Here is an 18,116-nt window from a genome sequence, read left to right on the forward strand (position 1 = left end):
TTGCCAACGCGGACATATAGGGGAACAAGAAAATGTCCAAAGTCATCAAGAATGGCACCATTGTCACCGCCGACCGGACGTGGAAAGCCGATGTGCTGTTCAGGCACGGCAAGATCGTCGGCATCGGGCCGGATCTGCATGGCGACCATGAGTTCGACGCCAGCGGCTGCTATGTCATGCCGGGCGGCATCGACCCGCATACCCACCTCGAAATGCCGTTCATGGGCACCTATTCGGCCGATGATTTCGAGAGCGGCACCCGCGCCGCGCTCGCCGGCGGCACGACGATGGTCGTCGATTTCTGCCTGCCGGCGCCGCAGCAGTCGCTGCTCGAGGCCTTGCAGATGTGGGACAACAAGACTTCGAAGGCTTCCTGCGATTATTCCTTCCACATGGCGATCACCTGGTGGGGCAAGCAGGTGTTCGACGAGATGGCCACCGTCGTTGACAGGGGCATCACCTCGTTCAAGCATTTCATGGCCTACAAGGGTGCGCTGATGGTCGATGACGACGAGCTGTATTCGTCGTTCCAGCGCTGTGCCGATCTTGGCGCGCTGCCGCTGGTCCATGCCGAGAATGGCGACGTGGTGGCGGCACTGTCGCAGAAGCTGCTGGCGGCGGGCAATAGTGGTCCGGAGGGACACGCCTATTCGCGCCCGCCGGAAGTCGAAGGCGAGGCGACCAATCGTGCCATCATGATCGCCGACATGGCCGGCGTGCCGCTCTATGTCGTGCATGTCTCCTGCGAGCAGGCCCACGAGGCCATCCGCCGGGCGCGCCAGAAAGGCATGCGGGTATTCGGCGAGCCGCTGGTCCAGCACCTGACGCTGGACGAGAGCGAATATTTCAACAAGGACTGGGACCATGCGGCGCGGCGCGTTATGAGCCCGCCCTTCCGCAACAAATGGCATCAGGATTCGCTGTGGGCCGGCCTGCAGGCTGGGTCACTGCAAGTGGTGGCGACCGACCATTGTGCCTTCACCACCAAGCAGAAGCGCAACGGCGTCGGCGACTTCACCAAGATCCCGAATGGCACGGGCGGGCTCGAGGATCGTTTGCCGGTGCTGTGGACGACCGGCGTCAACACCGGCCGGCTGACGATGAACGAGTTCGTCGCGGTGACCTCGACCAACATCGCCAAGATCCTCAACATGTACCCGAAGAAGGGCGCCATCGTCGAAGGCGCGGACGCCGACATCCTTGTCTGGGACCCGAAGCGCAAGAAGAAAATCACGGCCAAGAAGCAGCAGTCGGTCATCGACTACAACGTCTTCGAAGGTTTCGAGGTGACCGGCCTGCCACGCTACGTCTTCTCGCGCGGCGAACTGTCGATCGAGGAAAACGAGGTTAAGGCAAAGCCCGGCCATGGCGAGTTCGTCGCTCGCGAGCCGAACGCGGCGGTCAACCGGGCACTGTCGACCTGGAAGGAAATTTCCGCGCCGCGCAAGGTGGAGCGTACAGGCATCCCGGCGACGGGCGTTTGAGCTTGGCGAGCCACGGAGCGATCATCTCAATGGCCGCGGTGATCCTTGCCTCCGGGCCGGCGGCGGACGTCCTTGCCGGCTCCTTTGGCAATGAGGTCGGTTGCGCTGGTGTACGGCTCGGTTATCAGGACCGCGACGATTATGTCGTGCTGACCGCCGAGGGCGTCGAAACCTATGGCAGCGGCTGCGAGTTCGCACAGCCATTGACGACGACGCCTGGCACCCAGTTGTTGAGCTCCACCTGTTTCGCCGAGGGCGAGGAGGGGACGACCACAGATGTCGTCAAGGTCATCAACAAAGGAGGGGACGGTTTCTTCGTGACCATTCCCGGCCTTGAGGAGATAGGGCCGCTGAAATCATGTTCGTGACGGTGCCGATGACGGCCGCCGCCTCGACCCAGTCCTCAGGCGACCAACCCGTCCAGTTCCGGCAGCAGGACGACGCTTTCCTGTTCGTTGGGATCGGTGCGGGCAATAACCGCCGAGGCGGGGCTGTCGCTCAGATTGGCCGGCAGATGCGGCACACCGGGGGGAATATAGAAAAGATCGCCGGCCTTGACCACGATATGCTGTTCGAGCCGGTCGCCATACCAGGTATGGACTTCGCCGGAGAGCACATAGATCGCGGTTTCATGGTTTTCGTGCATATGCGCCTTGGCGCGGGCGCCCGGAGGCATGGTCAGCAGATGCATGCAGATACCGGAGGAGCCGACTGTTTCGGCGGCGATACCGGCGAAATAGCTCAGGCCCTGCTTGCCTTCATAAGAGCTTTCAGGGCGGATAAGATGGCACGTCGGTTTGGGCGACATCGGGGCAACTCCGGGCGTCTATCTGATGGGACAAGGGCACGTAGAACTGGGGCGCGTAGAACTGGCGCGAGTAGGACTGGGCGAGTGGAAAGCAACATCGGGGTAAAATCAATCGGATTCCGGCCGGTGGCGCAGTGGCCGGAAGCGACAGGCTACGGCCGATGACGGGAGCATCGCCAGCCGTTGTTTCGGCAAGCAAGCTTGGCCTGACCTTCCAGACCAATGACGGTCCGGTGCAGGCGCTGTCGAATGTCGACCTGACCATCGGCAAGGGCGAATTCGTGTCCTTCATCGGGCCCTCCGGCTGCGGCAAGACGACCTTGCTGCGCGTCATCGCCGATCTGGAGAAGCCGACATCGGGAGCCATTTCCGTCAACGGCATGACGCCCGAGCAGGCGCGCCAGCGCCGCGCCTATGGCTATGTCTTCCAGGCGGCCGCACTTTATCCGTGGCGCACGATCGAGCGCAATGTGGCGCTGCCGCTGGAGATCATGGGCCTGTCCAGGGCGGAGCAGGCGGCGCGCATCAAGCGAACCCTCGACCTCGTCAACCTCAGCGGCTTCGAGAAGAAATACCCCTGGCAGCTTTCGGGCGGCATGCAGCAGCGCGCCTCGATCGCACGGGCGCTCGCCTTCGATGCCGACCTTTTGTTGATGGACGAACCGTTCGGCGCGCTGGACGAGATCGTGCGCGACCACCTCAACGAACAACTGCTGGAGCTTTGGGAGCGGACCAACAAGACCATCTGCTTCGTCACCCATTCGATCCCCGAGGCGGTCTATCTGTCGACGCGCATCATCGTCATGTCGCCGCGCCCGGGGCGTGTCAGCGATGTCATAGAATCGACGCTGCCGAAGAAGCGGCCGCTCGATATCCGCGAGACGCCGGAGTTCCTGGCCATCGCGGCACGGGTGCGCGACGGGCTGAGGGCAGGGCACAGCTATGATGATTGAGCGGGATGAGGGTCCTCCTCTCCCCGACGGGGAGAGGGTGGCCGGAGCGAAGCGGAGGTCGGGTGAGGGGGCGGCGCCGACAGATCCAACTAAAAGAAATGTTGGGGCAACCGCTCGTGCCCGAAAGCTCCGGTTTGACGAGACCGAGGCTGAGTACCGGCTTTGGGGGGAACTGAGAGGACGTCATCTCAACGGCTACAAATTTGTGAGGCAGGTGCCGCTTGGCCTTTTCATCGCGGACTTCGTTTGTCGCGAGAAGGGTCTGATTGTTGAAGTCGACGGCAGTCAGCATGCGGATTCTCCAACCGATACGGCGAGAACTGCTTGGCTGAATGGCTATGGCTATTCCGTTCTTCGGTTCTGGAACCATGAAGTTCTGGCCGAACGTCGAGCGGTCCTTGATACGATATTGGCTTGCCTCGACGGAAAGATTTCTACCCCCTCACCCGGCCTCCGCTTCGCTCCGGCCACCCTCTCCCCGTTGGGGAGAGGAGGGCGCCAAGCGCCCGAGGATCGCTAGATGGACTCGTTTCGCGACAAGATCGTTCCCGTGACCTCGATCCTCCTGGGCGTGGTCGTCGTCTGGTACGTCATGGCCGTTGTCCTCAACGCGCCGTTCCAGCGCGATCTCGACCGCCGCGCCAATTTGACACCGGGCATTGTGGAATTCATCGGCAAGACGCTGGCACAACCGAAGCCGACGCTACCGGCGCCACACCAGGTGGCGGTGAATTTTTTCGAAAACACCTTTTTGCGCAGCATCACCTCGAACCGCAGCCTTGTCTACAATGCCTGGGTGACGCTGTCGTCGACGCTGCTCGGCTTTGCCTTCGGCACGGCGCTCGGCATCGTCATCGCCGTCGGCATCGTGCATGTGACGACGCTCGACCGCAGCATGATGCCGTGGATCATCGCCTCGCAGACCATTCCGATCCTGGCGGTGGCGCCGATGATCATTGTCGTGCTGGCGGCGGTCGGCATCACCGGGCTGATCCCGAAAGCGCTGATCTCGACCTATCTGTCGTTCTTCCCGGTGGCGGTTGGCATGGTGAAGGGGCTTCGCTCGCCCGAGCTCACCCATCTCGACCTGATGCATACCTATAATGCCAGTCCCTCGCAGACCTTCTGGAAATTGCGGGTGCCGGCCTCGGTGCCGTTCCTGTTCACCTCGATGAAGGTGGCTGTGGCCGCCAGCCTGGTCGGCGCCATTGTCGGCGAGCTGCCGACCGGCGCCGTCGCCGGCATCGGCGCCAAATTGCTCGCCGGCGCCTACTACAGCCAGACGATCGACATCTGGTCGGCGCTGGTCGCCGGCTCGGTGGTGGCGGCCTTGCTGGTTATGCTGGTCGGCATTGCTGGGCGCCTTGTCGACCGCGCCATGGGCGGGAGGCCGGCATGAGCTCGCTCCTGAGCCTTTCCTCAATCACCCCCCGATCCTGGCAAGGATATGCCGCGCTTATCCTTCTTGTCGGCGCGCTGCTTCTTTGGCCGCTCGTCAGTGCTACGCCCGGTTACGGCATGGCGACTACGGTTTTGATTTTCATTTTGCTGCTCATGGCAATCGAGGCCGACAACTTTCCACCGATGATCGGGGTGGTGTTGCTGTTCCTTGGCGCGCACGGCGCGGCGTGGATGTTGCTCGCCGGCATAACCGGCAATGAGGGCAGCGCTCGTGGCTCCTTCTATCTGCTGCTCGTCGCGGCGTGGTTTTTGGCCTGGCGCTGCGTAACGGTCTTGTCGTCGGTTCGCCCGACGTCGCGCTGGGCGTCAACCGCCTTGCGCCTGATCATTCCAGCCATCTTCGGCGCTTGGATCCTGATCATCTGGGAGGCGGTGACGCGTGGCGCCGGCATTCCCTTCATCCTGTTGCCGCCGCCAAGCGCCATCGGTGCACGCATCGTCGGCTCGCTGCCGGTGCTGGGGGCCGATGTCAGGCAGACCATCTTCAAGGCGGTGATCTTCGGCTATGTCGTGGGCAGCAGCGCCGGCTTCCTCGTTGCCATCGCCGCCGACCGTGTGCCGTTCCTGCGGCGCGGGCTTTTGCCGATCGGCAATATGGTGTCGGCGCTGCCGATCATCGGCGTCGCGCCGATCATGGTCATGTGGTTCGGCTTCGACTGGCAATCCAAGGCAGCCGTGGTCATAATCATGACCTTCTTCCCGATGCTGGTGAACACCGTCGCCGGGCTTACCGCCTCCGGCCATATGGAGCGCGACCTGATGCGCACCTATGCCTCGAGCTACTGGCAGACGCTGTTCAAGCTGCGGCTGCCGGCGGCGGCACCGTTCATCTTCAATGCGTTGAAGATCAATTCGACGCTGGCGCTGATCGGCGCCATCGTCGCCGAGTTCTTCGGCACGCCGGTGGTCGGCATGGGATTCCGCATTTCGACGGAAGTCGGGCGGATGAACATCGACATGGTGTGGGCCGAAATCGCAGTTGCAGCACTTGCGGGTTCGGTCTTTTATGGCGTGGTCGCTCTTTTCGAGAGAGCAATCACGTTTTGGCATCCCTCTGTCCGTGGTGGATAGGGGCGGTGGGTTTAGGGCGCTAACTTCAGAGGGTAAAAACATGAAAAGACTTGTTGTTTCGATGCTGGCCGGCGCGATGTCGCTTGCCGCGTTCCAGGCGGTGGCCGCGGACAAGGTGACGCTGCAGCTGAAATGGGTCACCCAGGCACAGTTCGCCGGCTATTATGTCGCCAAGGCCAAGGGCTTCTATGACGCCGAAGGCCTCGACGTCGACATCAAGCCCGGCGGCCCGGACATCGCACCCGAGCAGGTCATTGCCGGCGGCGGTGCCGACGTCATCGTCGACTGGATGGGCGGCGCGCTGGCTGCACGCGAAAAGGGCGTGCCGCTGGTCAACATCGCCCAGCCGTTCAAGAAGGCCGGCATGGAGCTGGTCTGCCCGAAGGACGGCCCGATCAAGACGGAAGCCGACTTCAAGGGCCATACGCTCGGCGTCTGGTTCTTCGGCAATGAGTATCCTTTCTATGCCTGGATGAACAAGCTTGGCCTCAAGACCGATGGCGGGCCGGACGGCGTCACTGTGCTCAAGCAGAGCTTTGACGTGCAGCCGCTGATCCAGAAGCAGGCGGATTGTATCTCGGTGATGACCTATAACGAATACTGGCAGCTCATCGACGCCGGCTACAAGCCGGAAGAGCTGACCGTCTTCAACTATTCCGCCATGGGCAACGATCTGCTCGAAGACGGGCTCTATGCGTTGGAGGACAAGCTCAAGGATCCGGCCTTCGAGGACAAGATGGTGCGTTTTGTGCGCGCTTCGATGAAGGGTTGGAAATACGCTGTCGACAATTCCGACGAGGCGGCCGGCATCGTCATGGACAATGGCGGCCAGGACGAGAACCACCAGAAGCGGATGATGGGCGAAGTCGCCAAGCTGATCGACAATGCCGACGGCAAGCTCGATCCGGCGACCTACGAGCGCACCGCCAAGGCGCTGCTCGACCAGAAGATCATCACCAAGGAGCCGACCGGCGCCTACACGACCGCGATCACCGACAAGGCGATCAAATAGAGCTATCAAGCAGGCTCTGTTGGAAGACAAAAAGGGGCGGGCGACCGCCCCTTTTTAGTGGGATGTAAAATGAACGTTACCCGCGGAAACATCCGTTCGCAAAATCGTTGTGCCGATGCATCCAACTCAAGGGTGCCACAACGGAGGTTTCCATGCGCATCCAGTCCTTCACGCCGATGCTTTCGGCGCTGGCCATTTCTGCCGCCATCTTCTCGGTGTCACCGGCTCTGGCCGAAACCGTAAAGATGACCGCGACGCTCGATGGTGCTCAGCAGAGCCCGCCCGTCACCACGAAGGGCAAGGGTACCGCCACGCTCAGATTCAACACCGCCACCAAGAAACTCAGCTGGACGGTGAGATATTCCGGCCTCAGCGGGCCGGCGAAGGCCGGGCACATTCACGGCCCGGCGGCAGAGGGTCAAAACGCCGATCCAGTGGTGCCGTTCGAAGGCAAGCTGAAGAGCCCGATCAAGGGTTCGGCGACATTGACCGATGCCCAGGCGACCGATCTTGAGGCGGGCAAATATTACGTCAACATCCACACCGCGGCCCACGCCGACGGCGAGATCCGCGGCCAGATCGAAAAGGTCAAATAGGCAGATCAAGACGACAAAACAGGGCAACCACCCTGTTTGTCAGGCCTTGTCGCGAATCTGGGTCATCGTGCGGGTCGGCGTGATGGCTTCGGGGTCGAGCCTGATCTCGACGATCGACGGCTTGCCGCTAGCACGCGCGCGCTCGAAGGCCGCCGCGAAGTCGGCGGTCTTTTCCACCGTCTCGCCATGGCCGCCATAGGCACGGGCCAAAGCAGCAAAGTCGGGGTTTTTCAGATCGGTGGCGACGACACGGCCGGGATATTCGCGCTCCTGATGCATGCGGATGGTGCCATAAATGCCGTTGTTGACTACGATGACGATGATCGGCAATCCGTATTGTACGGCGGTGGCGAATTCCTGCCCGTTCATCAGGAAACAGCCGTCGCCGGCGAAGGCGATCACGTCGCGGTCGGGGAAAAGCTGTTTGGCGGCGACCGCCGCCGGCGTGCCGTAGCCCATCGAGCCGGAGGTGGGTGCTGCCTGCGTGCCGAAACGCCGGAAGCGATGGTAGCGATGCACCCAGGTGGCGTAGTTGCCGGCGCCATTGGTGAGGATGGCGTCGTCCGGCAGCATCGTTTCGAGATAATTCATGATCGGCCCCATCTGCACGGCGCCGGGGCCGCTCTCCGGAGGCGTCGACCAGTCGAGATAGGCGGTGTGCAGCTTCGCTGCCTCCGCCGCCCACACCGGCGTTGCGGCCGGCTTGCGTTTGGCAAAGGCTTCGACGAAAGCGGCAGGCGAGGTATTGATCGCCAGCGCCGGCCGGTAGACGCGGCCGAGCTCGCCGGCGTCGGCATGGATATGGACCAGCGTCTGGTCGGGGTAGGGGCTCTTCAGCAGCGTGTAGTCGGATGACGGCATCTCGCCCATGCGGCCGCCGATCAGCAGCACAAGGTCGGCCTGCTTGATGGCGGTTGCCACTTTGGGATTGATGCCGATGCCGACATCGCCGGCATAGTTCGCGTGGAGATGGTCGAACAGCATCTGGCGGCGGAAGGAGCAGCCGACCGGCAGCGACCAGGCTTCGGCTATCGTCCGCATCCGTGCAACGGCCTGCGCATCCCAGCGCGTACCGCCAAGGATGACGAACGGCCGCTTTGCCTTGTTGAGCAGCTCGTCCAGCGCGTCGAGCTCGGCTTCGCCAGGCCGCGTCTCGACAGGGGTGTAATGCCGGGCTTCCGGTGCCTCGGCAAGGCTGGTCAGCATGTCCTCGGGCAGCGAGATGACGACCGGGCCCGGGCGGCCGGACGTCGCCACTGCAAATGCCCGTGTGACGAATTCGGGGATGCGCGCGGCGTCGTCGATCTCGACCACCCATTTGGCGATATCGCCGAAGAACCTGACATAGTCGACCTCCTGGAAGGCCTCGCGCCCCTTGGCGTGGCTGGCGACCTGGCCGATGAACAGGATGAGGGGGACCGAATCCTGCATGGCGATGTGGATGCCGGCCGAGGCATTGGTGGCGCCTGGGCCGCGGGTGACGAAGCAGATGCCGGGCCTGCCGGTCAGGCGGCCATGGCAGTCGGCCATCATTGCGGCACCGCCCTCCTGGCGGCAGACGATGGTGCGGATTGGCGAATCATGCAGCGCGTCGAGCACCGCCAGATAGGATTCGCCGGGCACGCAATAGATACGGTCCGTTCCGTTGGCTTCGAGCGCATCGACGATGAGTTGTCCGCCGGTCTTCATTTTCCTGACCTCTCCAGTTCGGCAAGGATTTCTTCGGTGTGTTCGCCGAGACGCGGCGACGGCCGTTCATAGACCAGCGGCGTGCCGGACATGACCATCGGCGCGCGCACCGAGGGCAAGAGATTGCCATGGCCGTCATCGAGGTCGAGCCGCATGCCGCGCGCGATGGTCTGCGGGTCGGCAAACATCTGGCCGATATTGTTGATCGGGCTGGCCGGCACGCCGGCTGTCTCCAGCCTGGCCAGCAGCGGGTCGCGATCGAAGACCTTCAGCGCCTCGACCATGTGCTCGCGCAGCTTTGCCCGGTTGGCGACGCGGGCGGGATTGGTGGCGAAGTCAGGGTTCGACGCCAGCTCCTCGAGGTCGACGGCAGCGCAAAACTTTGCGAACTGGCCGTCATTGCCGACCGCCAGGATGATGTGGCCATTTTTCACCGGCACCACCTCGTAGGGCGCGATGTTCATATGCGCATTGCCCATCTGCACCGGCGACTGTCCGGAGACAAGATAGTTGAGGTTCTGGTTGCCGAGCGTCGAGATCTGGGTGTCGTAGAGCGCCATGTCGATGTGCTGGCCTTCGCCGGTCTTCTCGGCATGGCGAAGCGCCGCCTGGATGGCGATGACCGAATAAAGCCCGGTGAAAACATCTGAAATAGCGACGCCGGCCTTTTGCGGTTCGCGGCCGGCCTCGCCGGTGATCGACATCATGCCGGCCATGCCCTGGATGATGAAATCATAACCGGCGCGCGGCGCATACGGTCCCGACTGGCCAAAACCGGTGATCGAGCAATAGATCAGCCGTGGGTTGATTTCCCTCAGGCTGTCATGGTCGAGGCCGTATTTCTTAAGCCCGCCGACCTTGAAGTTTTCGATCAGCACATCCGATGTCGCGACCAGCCGGCGCACCGTCTCGGCGCCCTCGGGCGTCGAGAAATCGATGGCGATGGAGCGCTTGCCGCGGTTGCAGGAATGGTAATAAGCGGCCGAAAGGTTCTCGCCGTCATGGCCGATGACGAAGGGCGGTCCCCATTTGCGGGTGTCGTCGCCGCCGTCCGGGCTCTCGACCTTGATCACGTCGGCGCCGAGGTCGGCAAGCAACTGCCCGGCCCATGGCCCGGCAAGGATGCGTGCGAGTTCGATGACGCGGATGCCTTTGAGCGGAGGCTCAGTCATGGATCACCTGGTTGATCGAAAGCGCAGCCTCTATCAACCCCGCGCGCCGCTGTCACGGCCCTTGCGATGGGCCAACCGTTACGGCACCCTCAGCACGCGGTCGGCCCAGGCGGCAAAATCCTCCATTATGATGTCTCGGTTGATCTCGTTCAGGCTTTCGTGGCGGGTTTCGGCGTAAACCTTTGAAACGAGATTCGAAAAACCCATCATGTGCATCCGGACGGCAAGATGGCTGACCGCCTTGCCGCCGTCCGAGGCCGGATCCTGCTCGCCTCCGACCAGATTGACGAACAGGTCGCGCCGCACGCCGGAAAAATTGCGGTCGCGGCCGCAATGCAGCGTCATCTTGACGATGTCCTGCCACATCGACACCGATGCGTCCCAGCCGCAGAGCGGGTCGGCGATGTATTTCTCGACTTCGGCGGCATCGCGCGACAGCCAGTCGAAGGGCGTCCGGCGATCGGGCACTGCCTTGCCCCAAGCCCGGAACGTCAGCCGGGGCAGCATGCGCGACGGCACGTCTGAGCCAAGCCGGAACTTTTCCCAGGCAAGCATGCCCAGCGCGATTTGGCCGAGCAGTCCGGCAGAGAAATTGCCGTTCCAGATCGCGGCGGCATGGATGCGCGCCGAGTTGCGGAGGACAAAGTTCAGCGCGACCGACGCGCCCAAGGAGTGACCGAAGGCGATGACCGGCAGGCCGGGCTGTTCCCTGGCGATCAGATCATGGACGGCAGCGACATCGGCGATGACCTTGGCACTTCCATCCGCATCGGCGAACCTGCCAGGTGGCGCGTCGGGCGCCTTGGTGACGCCGTGGCCACGGTGGTCGTGCGCGTAGACCTGGTAGCCGCGCGCGCCGAGGAAATCGGCGAAGCGGGCATAGCGCGCCGCGTGCTCGGCCAACCCGTGATTGATCTGGACAATGGCGCGCGGCTGGCCTGTGGCGTGTTTCACATAAAGGTTGAGCTCGGCGCCGGTCGGCGATGCCAGCATCCTCTGCTTGTCAAATGGCATGTCTCGCTCCCGTCGGCGACTGTTGGGCGACGCAGCGATCGACGTCAAGAGACGTAGGGTACCCATTCGACGCTAGTTGACAGTATGCTGTCAATATGATTACATGACAGCTTACTGTCAATTGGTCAGTAGCAGATTGGGGGTATAACTATGAAAACCACCGGGGCCATTTCGCGGCGTGCAATCTTGCTGGCGGGCTTCGCCTTCACGACGGCCACCCTGTTGCCAGGGATTGCTGCGTTCAGTCAGGAAACCAGGGAGATGACCCATGATGACGTCCACCGTTCCAGGCCCGCAAGGCCAGCTTGCCACTTATAGGATCAACGCCGGCAATGGCCTGCCGATCCTGTTCCTGCATGGAGATTGCAGCCGCGCTTCCCACTGGGACCGGGTGATGCAGCTCTCCGTCGAAGGCCGCGAGGCGGTAGCCTTCGATTTTCGCGGCCATGGCGCCTCCGCGCCGGCGCCGGACGGTGACTATGGCTATGACGGCCGTGCAATGGATGTCGGTGCCGTGGCCGACGCGTTTGGCCTGAAGCGGTTTCTCATTGTCGCGCACAGCGGCGGCGGTGGTGTGGCGCTCGCTTATGCCGCCAGCCATGCCGACCGGGTCGCAGGTGTCTTGCTCGTCGACCCGGCGACCAATCCTCGTGCGCTGCCGCAGGCGATTCGCGACGGCTTTGTCCGCGATCTGGCCGGTCCGCAAGGCCGCGATGTCCTGAACGCCTATTACACGTCGATTGCCGGCCCTAACGCGGCTGTTCGCCAGCGTGTTCTGGCCGATGTGGCAGTGGTCGATCCGGCGGCGAGGGCAGGTGTCGGCAAGGCACTGGCCGAATGGAACCCGGAGCCGGCACTAAATGCGTATCGCGGGCCTATGTTCGTATTGGCTACCGAGGCCAGTGACACTCCAGCCGCGCTCTCCCGGCTGCGCACGGACATTCCGCGCCAGATCGTGGCGGGCAGCGGCCATTGGGTGATGCTTGACAAGCCCGAGGTCGTAGCCGAAGCCGTCAATAATTTCGTCGCGACCATCGAGGCCGGCCAGAAATGACGACCAGGACCGAAGCGGCAAATGTGTTCACGGAACTCGTGCTTGCCGTGTTCAGGATGAACGGCAGTTTTCTGGATGCGGCCGACCGGCTGGCCGCTCCAACCGGGCTGACGGCAGCGCGCTGGCAGGTTTTGGGTGCGGTTTTGAAGGAGCCGAAATCCGTGGCCGACGTCGCCCGCGACATGGGTCTCGCCCGTCAGAGCGTACAGCGGCTGGCCGACATACTGGCTGCGGAGGGGCTTGCCGCCTATGCCGACAACCCAGCGCATCGCCGCGCCAAGCTGTTGTCGATAACCGATGCCGGCCGGGCAGCGGTCAAGAATATCGGCACACGCCAGCATGTTTGGGCGAACCGCGTTTCGGAGGGTATGGACGCCGACGCGCTAAAAGCCTCGCTTGATCTGCTGCGCACCTTGACAGAACGCGTGGAGGCGGGCGGATCCTGATCGACCACACGGGAACCGTCTCAATGCGCTGGCGATTGTTTTTACGGCCGACGAAAGAAATCGTAATTCTGACATGTCGCAAGTTCTAGCTTGCGGCGTGAATACGAGGAGTGCCGGAATGCGGATTTGGGCGATATGGGGGGCGGTGTTTCTTGCGTTTGCTGGCGCAAGCGCGGCGCGGGCCGATGTGAAGATGACCGGCTCTTTCGTCGCCGATGCCGCCTGTCCGGCAACGCAGGCGATCAAGAGCGGCAACAATCCCCGCAACGTCTCGACCGCGGCTGGCCAGAGTTACGATCTGCTGGCCGGCAACAAGGACGCGCCCACGCACTATCTCATCCGCGTTCCGGGCGCCGATCCGGAGCGCCGCTGGGTTAAGATCAGCTGCGGTCACGTTTCGGGCGGCAGCGCGTCGACGATACCGGCTGCACCGGCGCCTGCCGAGCCGAACAAGCCATCGGCGTCCGGAAAGCCGGAATATGTCTTCGCGCTGAGCTGGCAGCCGGCTTTCTGTGAGACCAAATCCAGCAAGACCGAATGCCGGGCGCAGACCGCCGCCGGTTTCGATGCGACCCACTTCACCTTGCATGGGTTGTGGCCGCAACCGAATGGAAATTTCTATTGCCAGGTCGCGGCAAGCGACAAGGCGAACGACGATCCGGCACATTGGCGGGATTTGCCGCCGGTCACGCTGGACCCGAATACGCGATCGGAACTCGACCAGGTGATGCCGGGCACCGCATCCGCCCTCGAAAGGCATGAATGGATCAAGCACGGCACCTGCTACGGCAAGAGTAAGCAGGAGTATTTCTCCGACGCTTTGAACCTGATGCAAGCGGTGAACGCGTCGCCGGTGCGCGATCTCTTCACCAGGAACGTCGGCAAGCAGCTGACGTCCGATCAGATCCGCAGCACCTTCGACAGCGCCTTCGGCAAAGGCGCGGGCGAGCGGGTCCGCGTATCCTGCGTGGTCGATCCTTCGAGCGGCAGGCGGCTGATCGACGAGCTGACGCTCGGCCTGGCCGGCCCGATCGCTTCGAACTCTTCGCTCGGTGCGCTGCTGCTTGCCTCGGCACCGACAGCCAAGGTGGGTTGTCCGAAGGGTACCGTCGACGCCGTCGGGTTCCAGTAAACAGGCCGAACGCGACTGTCGCCTTGCGCCGGGGGTGGTATGGTCTTGAAGGCACACATTCGTAGGGGGTGGCGATGAGTGGCATGACGAACGGGGCGCTGGCGCGGCTGGCGTTCTGGGCCAGGGGCATGACGGCGATCCGAGACGGCCATATGGAATGGCCGGGCTTTTCCTACACCGAAGTGGAGTGGGCGCGCATGACCACGCTGGCCAAACCCATCGGCGGCGGCACCTACCAATTGTTCACGCTGGTCAACGCGGCGATCTTCATCGCCATCGCCGCGCTCGGGATCTTCTGTGTCTTCCTGCCGCTGGCGACGCTGCTGTTCCCGGTATCGGCCGAAACCAGTGCGCTCAAGTTTTCGCTGCTCCTGGCGGCATGCGCCTTGCTGATCATCGGCATCGGCTTGCCGATTTCGCTGCGTCTCTCGACCGCGCTGGTGGCGCCGAAGGCAATGCGGGCCGCGCTTGTCGCCGTGCCCGGCGACCAGATGCTTGCGGCAAAAGTGTCGTGGCAGATCAACCGGATCACGCTCGTGCTTTGCGGCCTGCTGGTGCCGGGCATTCTTCTGTTCATCGCCTACGACATCGATGCCGGCCCGGTCATCGCGGCAATGAAATGGCTGGCGATCGCGCTGATGGCGGTTTCGGTTGCGATCGGCGCATGGCAGCGGCGCAAACAATCCTGATTGCGCCAATCCGAGACCAGAGTGAGCGTTACGCGCCGGCGCTGCGCTCCGGCCTGGTCCATGTGTTGCGCCCGTCTGCTTCGTTGCCACCCGGTTCGCCGACAACACGATCGCGTCCGGTCGATTTGGCCTTGTAGAGACGCTGGTCGGCCAGCGCAAAGAGATCGGCAAGGCAACGGGTCGTCTCGCTGACCGTCGAGATGCCGGCGCTGACGGTGATGTCGAACCGGCTGGTGCTCGCAGACGTCTTGACCGCTTGCCTGACGGTTTCGCCCAGCAGTCTGGCGAGCGGCTGTGGACGCCAGCAGAGGATGGCGAATTCCTCACCGCCGATCCTGAACAATTGATCTTCGGTCCCGACAAGTTCGCCAAGCAAAATCGCCAGGGCTTTCAGCACCTTGTCGCCCTCGGCGTGGCCGAAGCGGTCATTGATCGATTTGAAGTGGTCGACATCGATGATCAGCAGGCTGAGCGGCTTGGCGGTCCGTAGGCTGGTTGCCACGGAGGCCTCGCCATCGCTGTCGAAGCGACCCCTGTGCAGTAGGCCGGTGAGGCCGTCGCGACCGACGTGCTCGATCAGCGCCTCATAGCGCTCGCGATAGGTCAGCGTGTCGAAAATGTCGGAAAGCCCGCGCGGCGCCGGCACCTGCCGCGCCTCGAACCATCTGATGTAGGCGACCAGCATGGTGCTGTAGACCAAGGCCGCTGCCACCTTGGCGAACCAGCCGCCGAAGAACACCGCGACCGGCGCCCCGGTGACGAAATGCAGCGCCGTGAAAAAGCCTGCCTGGTCGAAGGTGAGCACGCACGCGACGGAGACCAGGATGCGCGTGAAAAGCGCTTTGCGCAGATATTTGCCGAGCTTTTCATAGAGCAGGATGATCAGGATGGCGTCGACGAACAGCAGCGTCGTGCCCCACACCATCAGCCAGCCCATCTCGTCGATGAAGCCGATGTCCGGAAGCTTGCCGTCGGGCAGCGGTGCGATGTCGTGCAGGCGCAGGATCAGCACGAGCCCGATCATCAGGGCATTGCCGAGCAGCAGGCCGTAGATGGGCTGGCGGACGGTTGCCGCGTCCTCCTTGATGTAGAGCAGGAGCAGCATGACCAGCTTGCCGGAAAACAGCACAGCCGAACCCGGCGACACCATGCCGAACGGCAGCGCGACGTAGAAGACGCTGGCGAGGTAGGTTTCCAGGAAATGCATAACGCCAAGGGCGCAGACAAAGACGCCGAGGCCGATGCGGCCTCTGAACCGGAAAAGCGTGACCATGATGCCGAAATAGAGAACCGCTTCGGCAAAAAGCAGGAAACTGTTCAGCACGGCCCGATCTCTCTCCCCGAAATCGCGGCTGCCAGCGATTTCCCATCCAAACACTGTTTTGACGCGGAATGGTTAACCGGAGCTTTCGCCCGGGCGCCGGCACGAAATGAAGCGGCTAAGCGTTCGCGGTGCGACCAATTCCGCCTGGGACCAAAACTGTTTGCCGTTCGGGGCCGCATCGCTTACATAGCCCCCAACTTCCATTCAATCCGACATCAGTCGACTTTTCAGGGAAAGCGCGCGTGGCACGCCAGTTCATCTATCACATGGCCGGCCTCAACAAGGCCTACGGCACCAAGAAGGTGCTCGAGAACATCCATCTGTCCTTCTACCCGGACGCCAAGATCGGCATCCTCGGCCCCAACGGCGCCGGCAAGTCGACGATTCTCAAGATCATGGCCGGCATCGACAAGGAGTGGAGCGGCGAGGCCTGGCTGGCCGAAGGCGCGACCGTCGGTTACCTGGCGCAGGAGCCGGCGCTCGATCCGAACAAGAATGTGTTCGAAAACGTCATGGAAGGCGTTGCCGCCAAGACCGCGATCATCGAGCGCTACAACGAATTGATGATGAACTATTCCGACGAGACGGCGGACGAGTCGGCCAAGCTGCAAGACGAGATGGACCGGCTCAATCTGTGGGATCTCGAGCAGCAGGTCGAGATGGCGATGGAGGCACTCGGCTGCCCGCCCAAGGAGGCCGATGTCACCAAGCTGTCGGGCGGCGAACGCCGTCGCGTCGCGCTCTGCCAGCTCTTGCTGCGCCAGCCCGACCTTCTGCTGCTCGACGAGCCGACCAACCATCTCGACGCCGAGACGACGGCGTGGCTGGAAAAGCATCTGCGCGCCTATCCGGGCGCGGTGATGATCATCACCCACGACCGCTACTTCCTCGACAATGTCACCGGCTGGATCCTCGAGCTCGATCGCGGTCGCGGTATCCCGTACGAAGGCAACTACACCAAATATCTCGAAGCCAAGGCCAAGCGGCTCAAGCAGGAAGGCCGCGAGGACGATGCGCGCCAGCGGGCGATCGGCCGCGAGCGCGAGTGGATCCAGTCCAGCCCGAAAGCCCGGCAGACCAAGTCGAAGGCCCGTATCCAGGCGTTCCAGGATCTGCTGGATGCGGCCGACAAGCGGCGTCCGAGCGATACGCAGATCGTCATTCCGCATGGCGAGCGGCTCGGCAATGTGGTGATCGAGGTCGAGGACCTGTCGAAGGGCTTTGGCGACACGCTTTTGATTGACGATCTCGAATTCAAGCTGCCGCCCGGCGGCATCGTCGGCGTCATCGGCCCGAACGGCGCCGGCAAGACGACGCTTTTCCGCATGATCACCGGCCAGGAAAAGCCCGATGCCGGCACCATCCGCGTCGGCGAGACGGTCAAGCTCGGTTATGTCGACCAGAGCCGCGACGCACTCGACCCGACCAAGACGGTCTGGGAAGAGATCTCGGGTGGCGCCGAAGTGGTCAAGCTCGGCAAGTTCGAAGCCAACACCCGCGCCTATTGCGCGTCGTTCAATTTCCGCGGCGGCGATCAGCAGCAGAAGGTCGGCAACCTGTCCGGCGGCCAGCGCAACCGCGTGCATCTGGCCAAGATGCTGAAGACCGGCGGCAATGTGCTGCTGCTCGACGAACCGACCAACGATCTCGATACCGAAACACTTGCGGCACTTGAAGACGCGCTCGAGAGCTTCGCCGGCTGCGCCGTCATCATCTCGCACGATCGCATGTTCCTCGATCGCCTGGCGACGCACATCCTCGCCTTCGAAGGTGACAGCCATGTCGAATGGTTCGAAGGCAATTTCGAGGATTACGAGCAGGACAAGATCCGCCGGCTTGGGCCCGATGCGGTCAATCCGCACAGGATGACGTATAAGCGGCTGACGAGGTAGAGTCTCGATCCGTTGCGGGCGATCGTCGTTTGGCCTAAATTGATCGGATGGAGTTGCCCATGATCACGGTCAAATTACCGCAAAAAGCCGAGAAGCTGCTGGCCGATATTGCCAAGGCCAGCGGCCGTACGATCGATCAGGTCGCAGTTGAAGCGATCCTCGAAACCATTGAGGATTGGCAGGATGCCAGGATTGCGGAGGAACGCCTGAGGGATGACGACGGCGTACGCATTCCGTTGGAAGAGGTGATCCGGAAGCTTGAACTTCGCGAAGTCGAGGAGCGGCACAAGAAACCTGCCGCTGAATGAGTTGGTAGGTC

The 18,116-nt window shown here is 62.7% G+C and carries 19 protein-coding genes; 14 read left to right on the forward strand and 5 right to left on the reverse strand.

Annotated elements, in window-relative coordinates; all coding sequences use genetic code 11:
* Positions 1 to 32: 32 nt before the first annotated feature.
* Positions 33 to 1,484, forward strand: a complete 1,452-nt coding sequence (gene hydA, locus NKI50_RS00250; RefSeq protein ID WP_023720852.1) for a dihydropyrimidinase — start codon at positions 33 to 35, stop codon at positions 1,482 to 1,484.
* A 29-nt stretch (positions 1,485 to 1,513) separates the two neighbouring features.
* On the forward strand, positions 1,514 to 1,852 hold the full coding sequence (locus tag NKI50_RS00255; RefSeq protein ID WP_031194515.1) for a hypothetical protein: 339 nt from the start codon (positions 1,514 to 1,516) through the stop codon (positions 1,850 to 1,852).
* A gap of 35 nt (positions 1,853 to 1,887) precedes the next feature.
* On the opposite strand, the gene NKI50_RS00260 is transcribed toward NKI50_RS00255, so the two are convergent.
* Positions 1,888 to 2,292, reverse strand: a complete 405-nt coding sequence (locus NKI50_RS00260; RefSeq protein WP_023720850.1) for a cupin domain-containing protein — start codon at positions 2,290 to 2,292, stop codon at positions 1,888 to 1,890.
* 161 nt (positions 2,293 to 2,453) lie between these two features.
* On the opposite strand from NKI50_RS00260, the gene NKI50_RS00265 reads away from it, so the two are divergent.
* The 6 genes from NKI50_RS00265 to NKI50_RS00290 all read left to right on the forward strand — a co-directional run bounded on the left by NKI50_RS00265 (position 2,454) and on the right by NKI50_RS00290 (position 7,385).
* Complete coding sequence (locus tag NKI50_RS00265; RefSeq protein WP_023720849.1) at positions 2,454 to 3,245, forward strand: ABC transporter ATP-binding protein; 792 nt, start codon at positions 2,454 to 2,456, stop codon at positions 3,243 to 3,245.
* Positions 3,238 to 3,765, forward strand: coding sequence for an endonuclease domain-containing protein (locus NKI50_RS00270; protein ID WP_023720848.1), 528 nt, complete (start codon positions 3,238 to 3,240; stop codon positions 3,763 to 3,765). Before NKI50_RS00265 ends, NKI50_RS00270 begins: the two co-directional genes overlap by 8 nt.
* Positions 3,766 to 4,644, forward strand: a complete 879-nt coding sequence (locus NKI50_RS00275; RefSeq protein WP_023720847.1) for an ABC transporter permease — start codon at positions 3,766 to 3,768, stop codon at positions 4,642 to 4,644. It abuts the gene before it with no gap.
* Complete coding sequence (locus tag NKI50_RS00280) at positions 4,641 to 5,777, forward strand: ABC transporter permease (RefSeq protein ID WP_031194513.1); 1,137 nt, start codon at positions 4,641 to 4,643, stop codon at positions 5,775 to 5,777. Before NKI50_RS00275 ends, NKI50_RS00280 begins: the two co-directional genes overlap by 4 nt.
* Before the next feature lie 40 nt (positions 5,778 to 5,817).
* A complete protein-coding gene (locus NKI50_RS00285; RefSeq protein ID WP_023720845.1) occupies positions 5,818 to 6,789 on the forward strand; it encodes an ABC transporter substrate-binding protein in 972 nt (323 codons plus the stop codon).
* 152 nt (positions 6,790 to 6,941) lie between these two features.
* Entirely contained in the window at positions 6,942 to 7,385 is a 444-nt protein-coding gene (locus tag NKI50_RS00290; RefSeq protein WP_023720844.1) for a CHRD domain-containing protein, read from the forward strand.
* Positions 7,386 to 7,424: 39 nt separating this feature from the next.
* Here NKI50_RS00290 and NKI50_RS00295 read toward each other — a convergent pair whose 3' ends face one another.
* From NKI50_RS00295 to NKI50_RS00305, 3 genes are all read right to left on the reverse strand, one after another.
* The gene (locus tag NKI50_RS00295) at positions 7,425 to 9,074 is read right to left on the reverse strand and encodes a thiamine pyrophosphate-binding protein (protein WP_023720843.1); all 1,650 of its coding nucleotides are present in this window, start codon (positions 9,072 to 9,074) and stop codon (positions 7,425 to 7,427) included.
* The gene (locus NKI50_RS00300; protein ID WP_352639729.1) at positions 9,071 to 10,246 is read right to left on the reverse strand and encodes a CaiB/BaiF CoA transferase family protein; all 1,176 of its coding nucleotides are present in this window, start codon (positions 10,244 to 10,246) and stop codon (positions 9,071 to 9,073) included. The genes NKI50_RS00295 and NKI50_RS00300 overlap by 4 nt, the downstream gene beginning before the upstream one ends.
* Before the next feature lie 78 nt (positions 10,247 to 10,324).
* The gene (locus NKI50_RS00305; RefSeq protein ID WP_352495159.1) at positions 10,325 to 11,260 is read right to left on the reverse strand and encodes an alpha/beta fold hydrolase; all 936 of its coding nucleotides are present in this window, start codon (positions 11,258 to 11,260) and stop codon (positions 10,325 to 10,327) included.
* 268 nt (positions 11,261 to 11,528) lie between these two features.
* On the opposite strand from NKI50_RS00305, the gene NKI50_RS00310 reads away from it, so the two are divergent.
* From NKI50_RS00310 to NKI50_RS00325, 4 genes are all read left to right on the forward strand, one after another.
* Complete coding sequence (locus NKI50_RS00310) at positions 11,529 to 12,314, forward strand: alpha/beta fold hydrolase (RefSeq protein WP_352715016.1); 786 nt, start codon at positions 11,529 to 11,531, stop codon at positions 12,312 to 12,314.
* The gene (locus tag NKI50_RS00315) at positions 12,311 to 12,760 is read left to right on the forward strand and encodes a MarR family winged helix-turn-helix transcriptional regulator (RefSeq protein ID WP_352482959.1); all 450 of its coding nucleotides are present in this window, start codon (positions 12,311 to 12,313) and stop codon (positions 12,758 to 12,760) included. The genes NKI50_RS00310 and NKI50_RS00315 overlap by 4 nt, the downstream gene beginning before the upstream one ends.
* 118 nt (positions 12,761 to 12,878) lie before the next feature.
* On the forward strand, positions 12,879 to 13,892 hold the full coding sequence (locus tag NKI50_RS00320) for a ribonuclease T2 family protein (RefSeq protein ID WP_352715019.1): 1,014 nt from the start codon (positions 12,879 to 12,881) through the stop codon (positions 13,890 to 13,892).
* Between the two features lie 74 nt (positions 13,893 to 13,966).
* Entirely contained in the window at positions 13,967 to 14,581 is a 615-nt protein-coding gene (locus NKI50_RS00325; protein ID WP_352639726.1) for a hypothetical protein, read from the forward strand.
* 28 nt (positions 14,582 to 14,609) lie between these two features.
* On the opposite strand, the gene NKI50_RS00330 is transcribed toward NKI50_RS00325, so the two are convergent.
* Positions 14,610 to 15,905 (reverse strand): GGDEF domain-containing protein, encoded by a 1,296-nt coding sequence (locus tag NKI50_RS00330; protein WP_352639725.1) that lies wholly within the window; start codon positions 15,903 to 15,905, stop codon positions 14,610 to 14,612.
* Between the two features lie 242 nt (positions 15,906 to 16,147).
* On the opposite strand from NKI50_RS00330, the gene ettA reads away from it, so the two are divergent.
* Both ettA and NKI50_RS00340 read left to right on the forward strand, forming a co-directional pair.
* A complete protein-coding gene (ettA, locus tag NKI50_RS00335) occupies positions 16,148 to 17,797 on the forward strand; it encodes an energy-dependent translational throttle protein EttA (RefSeq protein ID WP_023720834.1) in 1,650 nt (549 codons plus the stop codon).
* Between the two features lie 59 nt (positions 17,798 to 17,856).
* Complete coding sequence (locus NKI50_RS00340; protein ID WP_023720833.1) at positions 17,857 to 18,105, forward strand: DUF6290 family protein; 249 nt, start codon at positions 17,857 to 17,859, stop codon at positions 18,103 to 18,105.
* Positions 18,106 to 18,116 lie beyond the last annotated feature (11 nt).

The organism is Mesorhizobium sp. M0563 (assembly GCF_040321065.1).
Classification (GTDB): Bacteria; Pseudomonadota; Alphaproteobacteria; order Rhizobiales; family Rhizobiaceae; genus Mesorhizobium.

What these genes read in the sequence shown, in the direction of transcription:
- hydA (WP_023720852.1), top strand. Translation starts at nt 33, where the DNA reads ATGTCCAAAGTCATCAAGAATGGCACCATTGTCACCGCCGACCGGACG.
- NKI50_RS00255 (WP_031194515.1), top strand. Translation starts at nt 1,514, where the DNA reads ATGGCCGCGGTGATCCTTGCCTCCGGGCCGGCGGCGGACGTCCTTGCC.
- NKI50_RS00260 (WP_023720850.1), bottom strand. Translation starts at nt 2,292, where the DNA reads ATGTCGCCCAAACCGACGTGCCATCTTATCCGCCCTGAAAGCTCTTAT.
- NKI50_RS00265 (WP_023720849.1), top strand. Translation starts at nt 2,454, where the DNA reads ATGACGGGAGCATCGCCAGCCGTTGTTTCGGCAAGCAAGCTTGGCCTG.
- NKI50_RS00270 (WP_023720848.1), top strand. Translation starts at nt 3,238, where the DNA reads ATGATTGAGCGGGATGAGGGTCCTCCTCTCCCCGACGGGGAGAGGGTG.
- NKI50_RS00275 (WP_023720847.1), top strand. Translation starts at nt 3,766, where the DNA reads ATGGACTCGTTTCGCGACAAGATCGTTCCCGTGACCTCGATCCTCCTG.
- NKI50_RS00280 (WP_031194513.1), top strand. Translation starts at nt 4,641, where the DNA reads ATGAGCTCGCTCCTGAGCCTTTCCTCAATCACCCCCCGATCCTGGCAA.
- NKI50_RS00285 (WP_023720845.1), top strand. Translation starts at nt 5,818, where the DNA reads ATGAAAAGACTTGTTGTTTCGATGCTGGCCGGCGCGATGTCGCTTGCC.
- NKI50_RS00290 (WP_023720844.1), top strand. Translation starts at nt 6,942, where the DNA reads ATGCGCATCCAGTCCTTCACGCCGATGCTTTCGGCGCTGGCCATTTCT.
- NKI50_RS00295 (WP_023720843.1), bottom strand. Translation starts at nt 9,074, where the DNA reads ATGAAGACCGGCGGACAACTCATCGTCGATGCGCTCGAAGCCAACGGA.
- NKI50_RS00300 (WP_352639729.1), bottom strand. Translation starts at nt 10,246, where the DNA reads ATGACTGAGCCTCCGCTCAAAGGCATCCGCGTCATCGAACTCGCACGC.
- NKI50_RS00305 (WP_352495159.1), bottom strand. Translation starts at nt 11,260, where the DNA reads ATGCCATTTGACAAGCAGAGGATGCTGGCATCGCCGACCGGCGCCGAG.
- NKI50_RS00310 (WP_352715016.1), top strand. Translation starts at nt 11,529, where the DNA reads ATGATGACGTCCACCGTTCCAGGCCCGCAAGGCCAGCTTGCCACTTAT.
- NKI50_RS00315 (WP_352482959.1), top strand. Translation starts at nt 12,311, where the DNA reads ATGACGACCAGGACCGAAGCGGCAAATGTGTTCACGGAACTCGTGCTT.
- NKI50_RS00320 (WP_352715019.1), top strand. Translation starts at nt 12,879, where the DNA reads ATGCGGATTTGGGCGATATGGGGGGCGGTGTTTCTTGCGTTTGCTGGC.
- NKI50_RS00325 (WP_352639726.1), top strand. Translation starts at nt 13,967, where the DNA reads ATGAGTGGCATGACGAACGGGGCGCTGGCGCGGCTGGCGTTCTGGGCC.
- NKI50_RS00340 (WP_023720833.1), top strand. Translation starts at nt 17,857, where the DNA reads ATGATCACGGTCAAATTACCGCAAAAAGCCGAGAAGCTGCTGGCCGAT.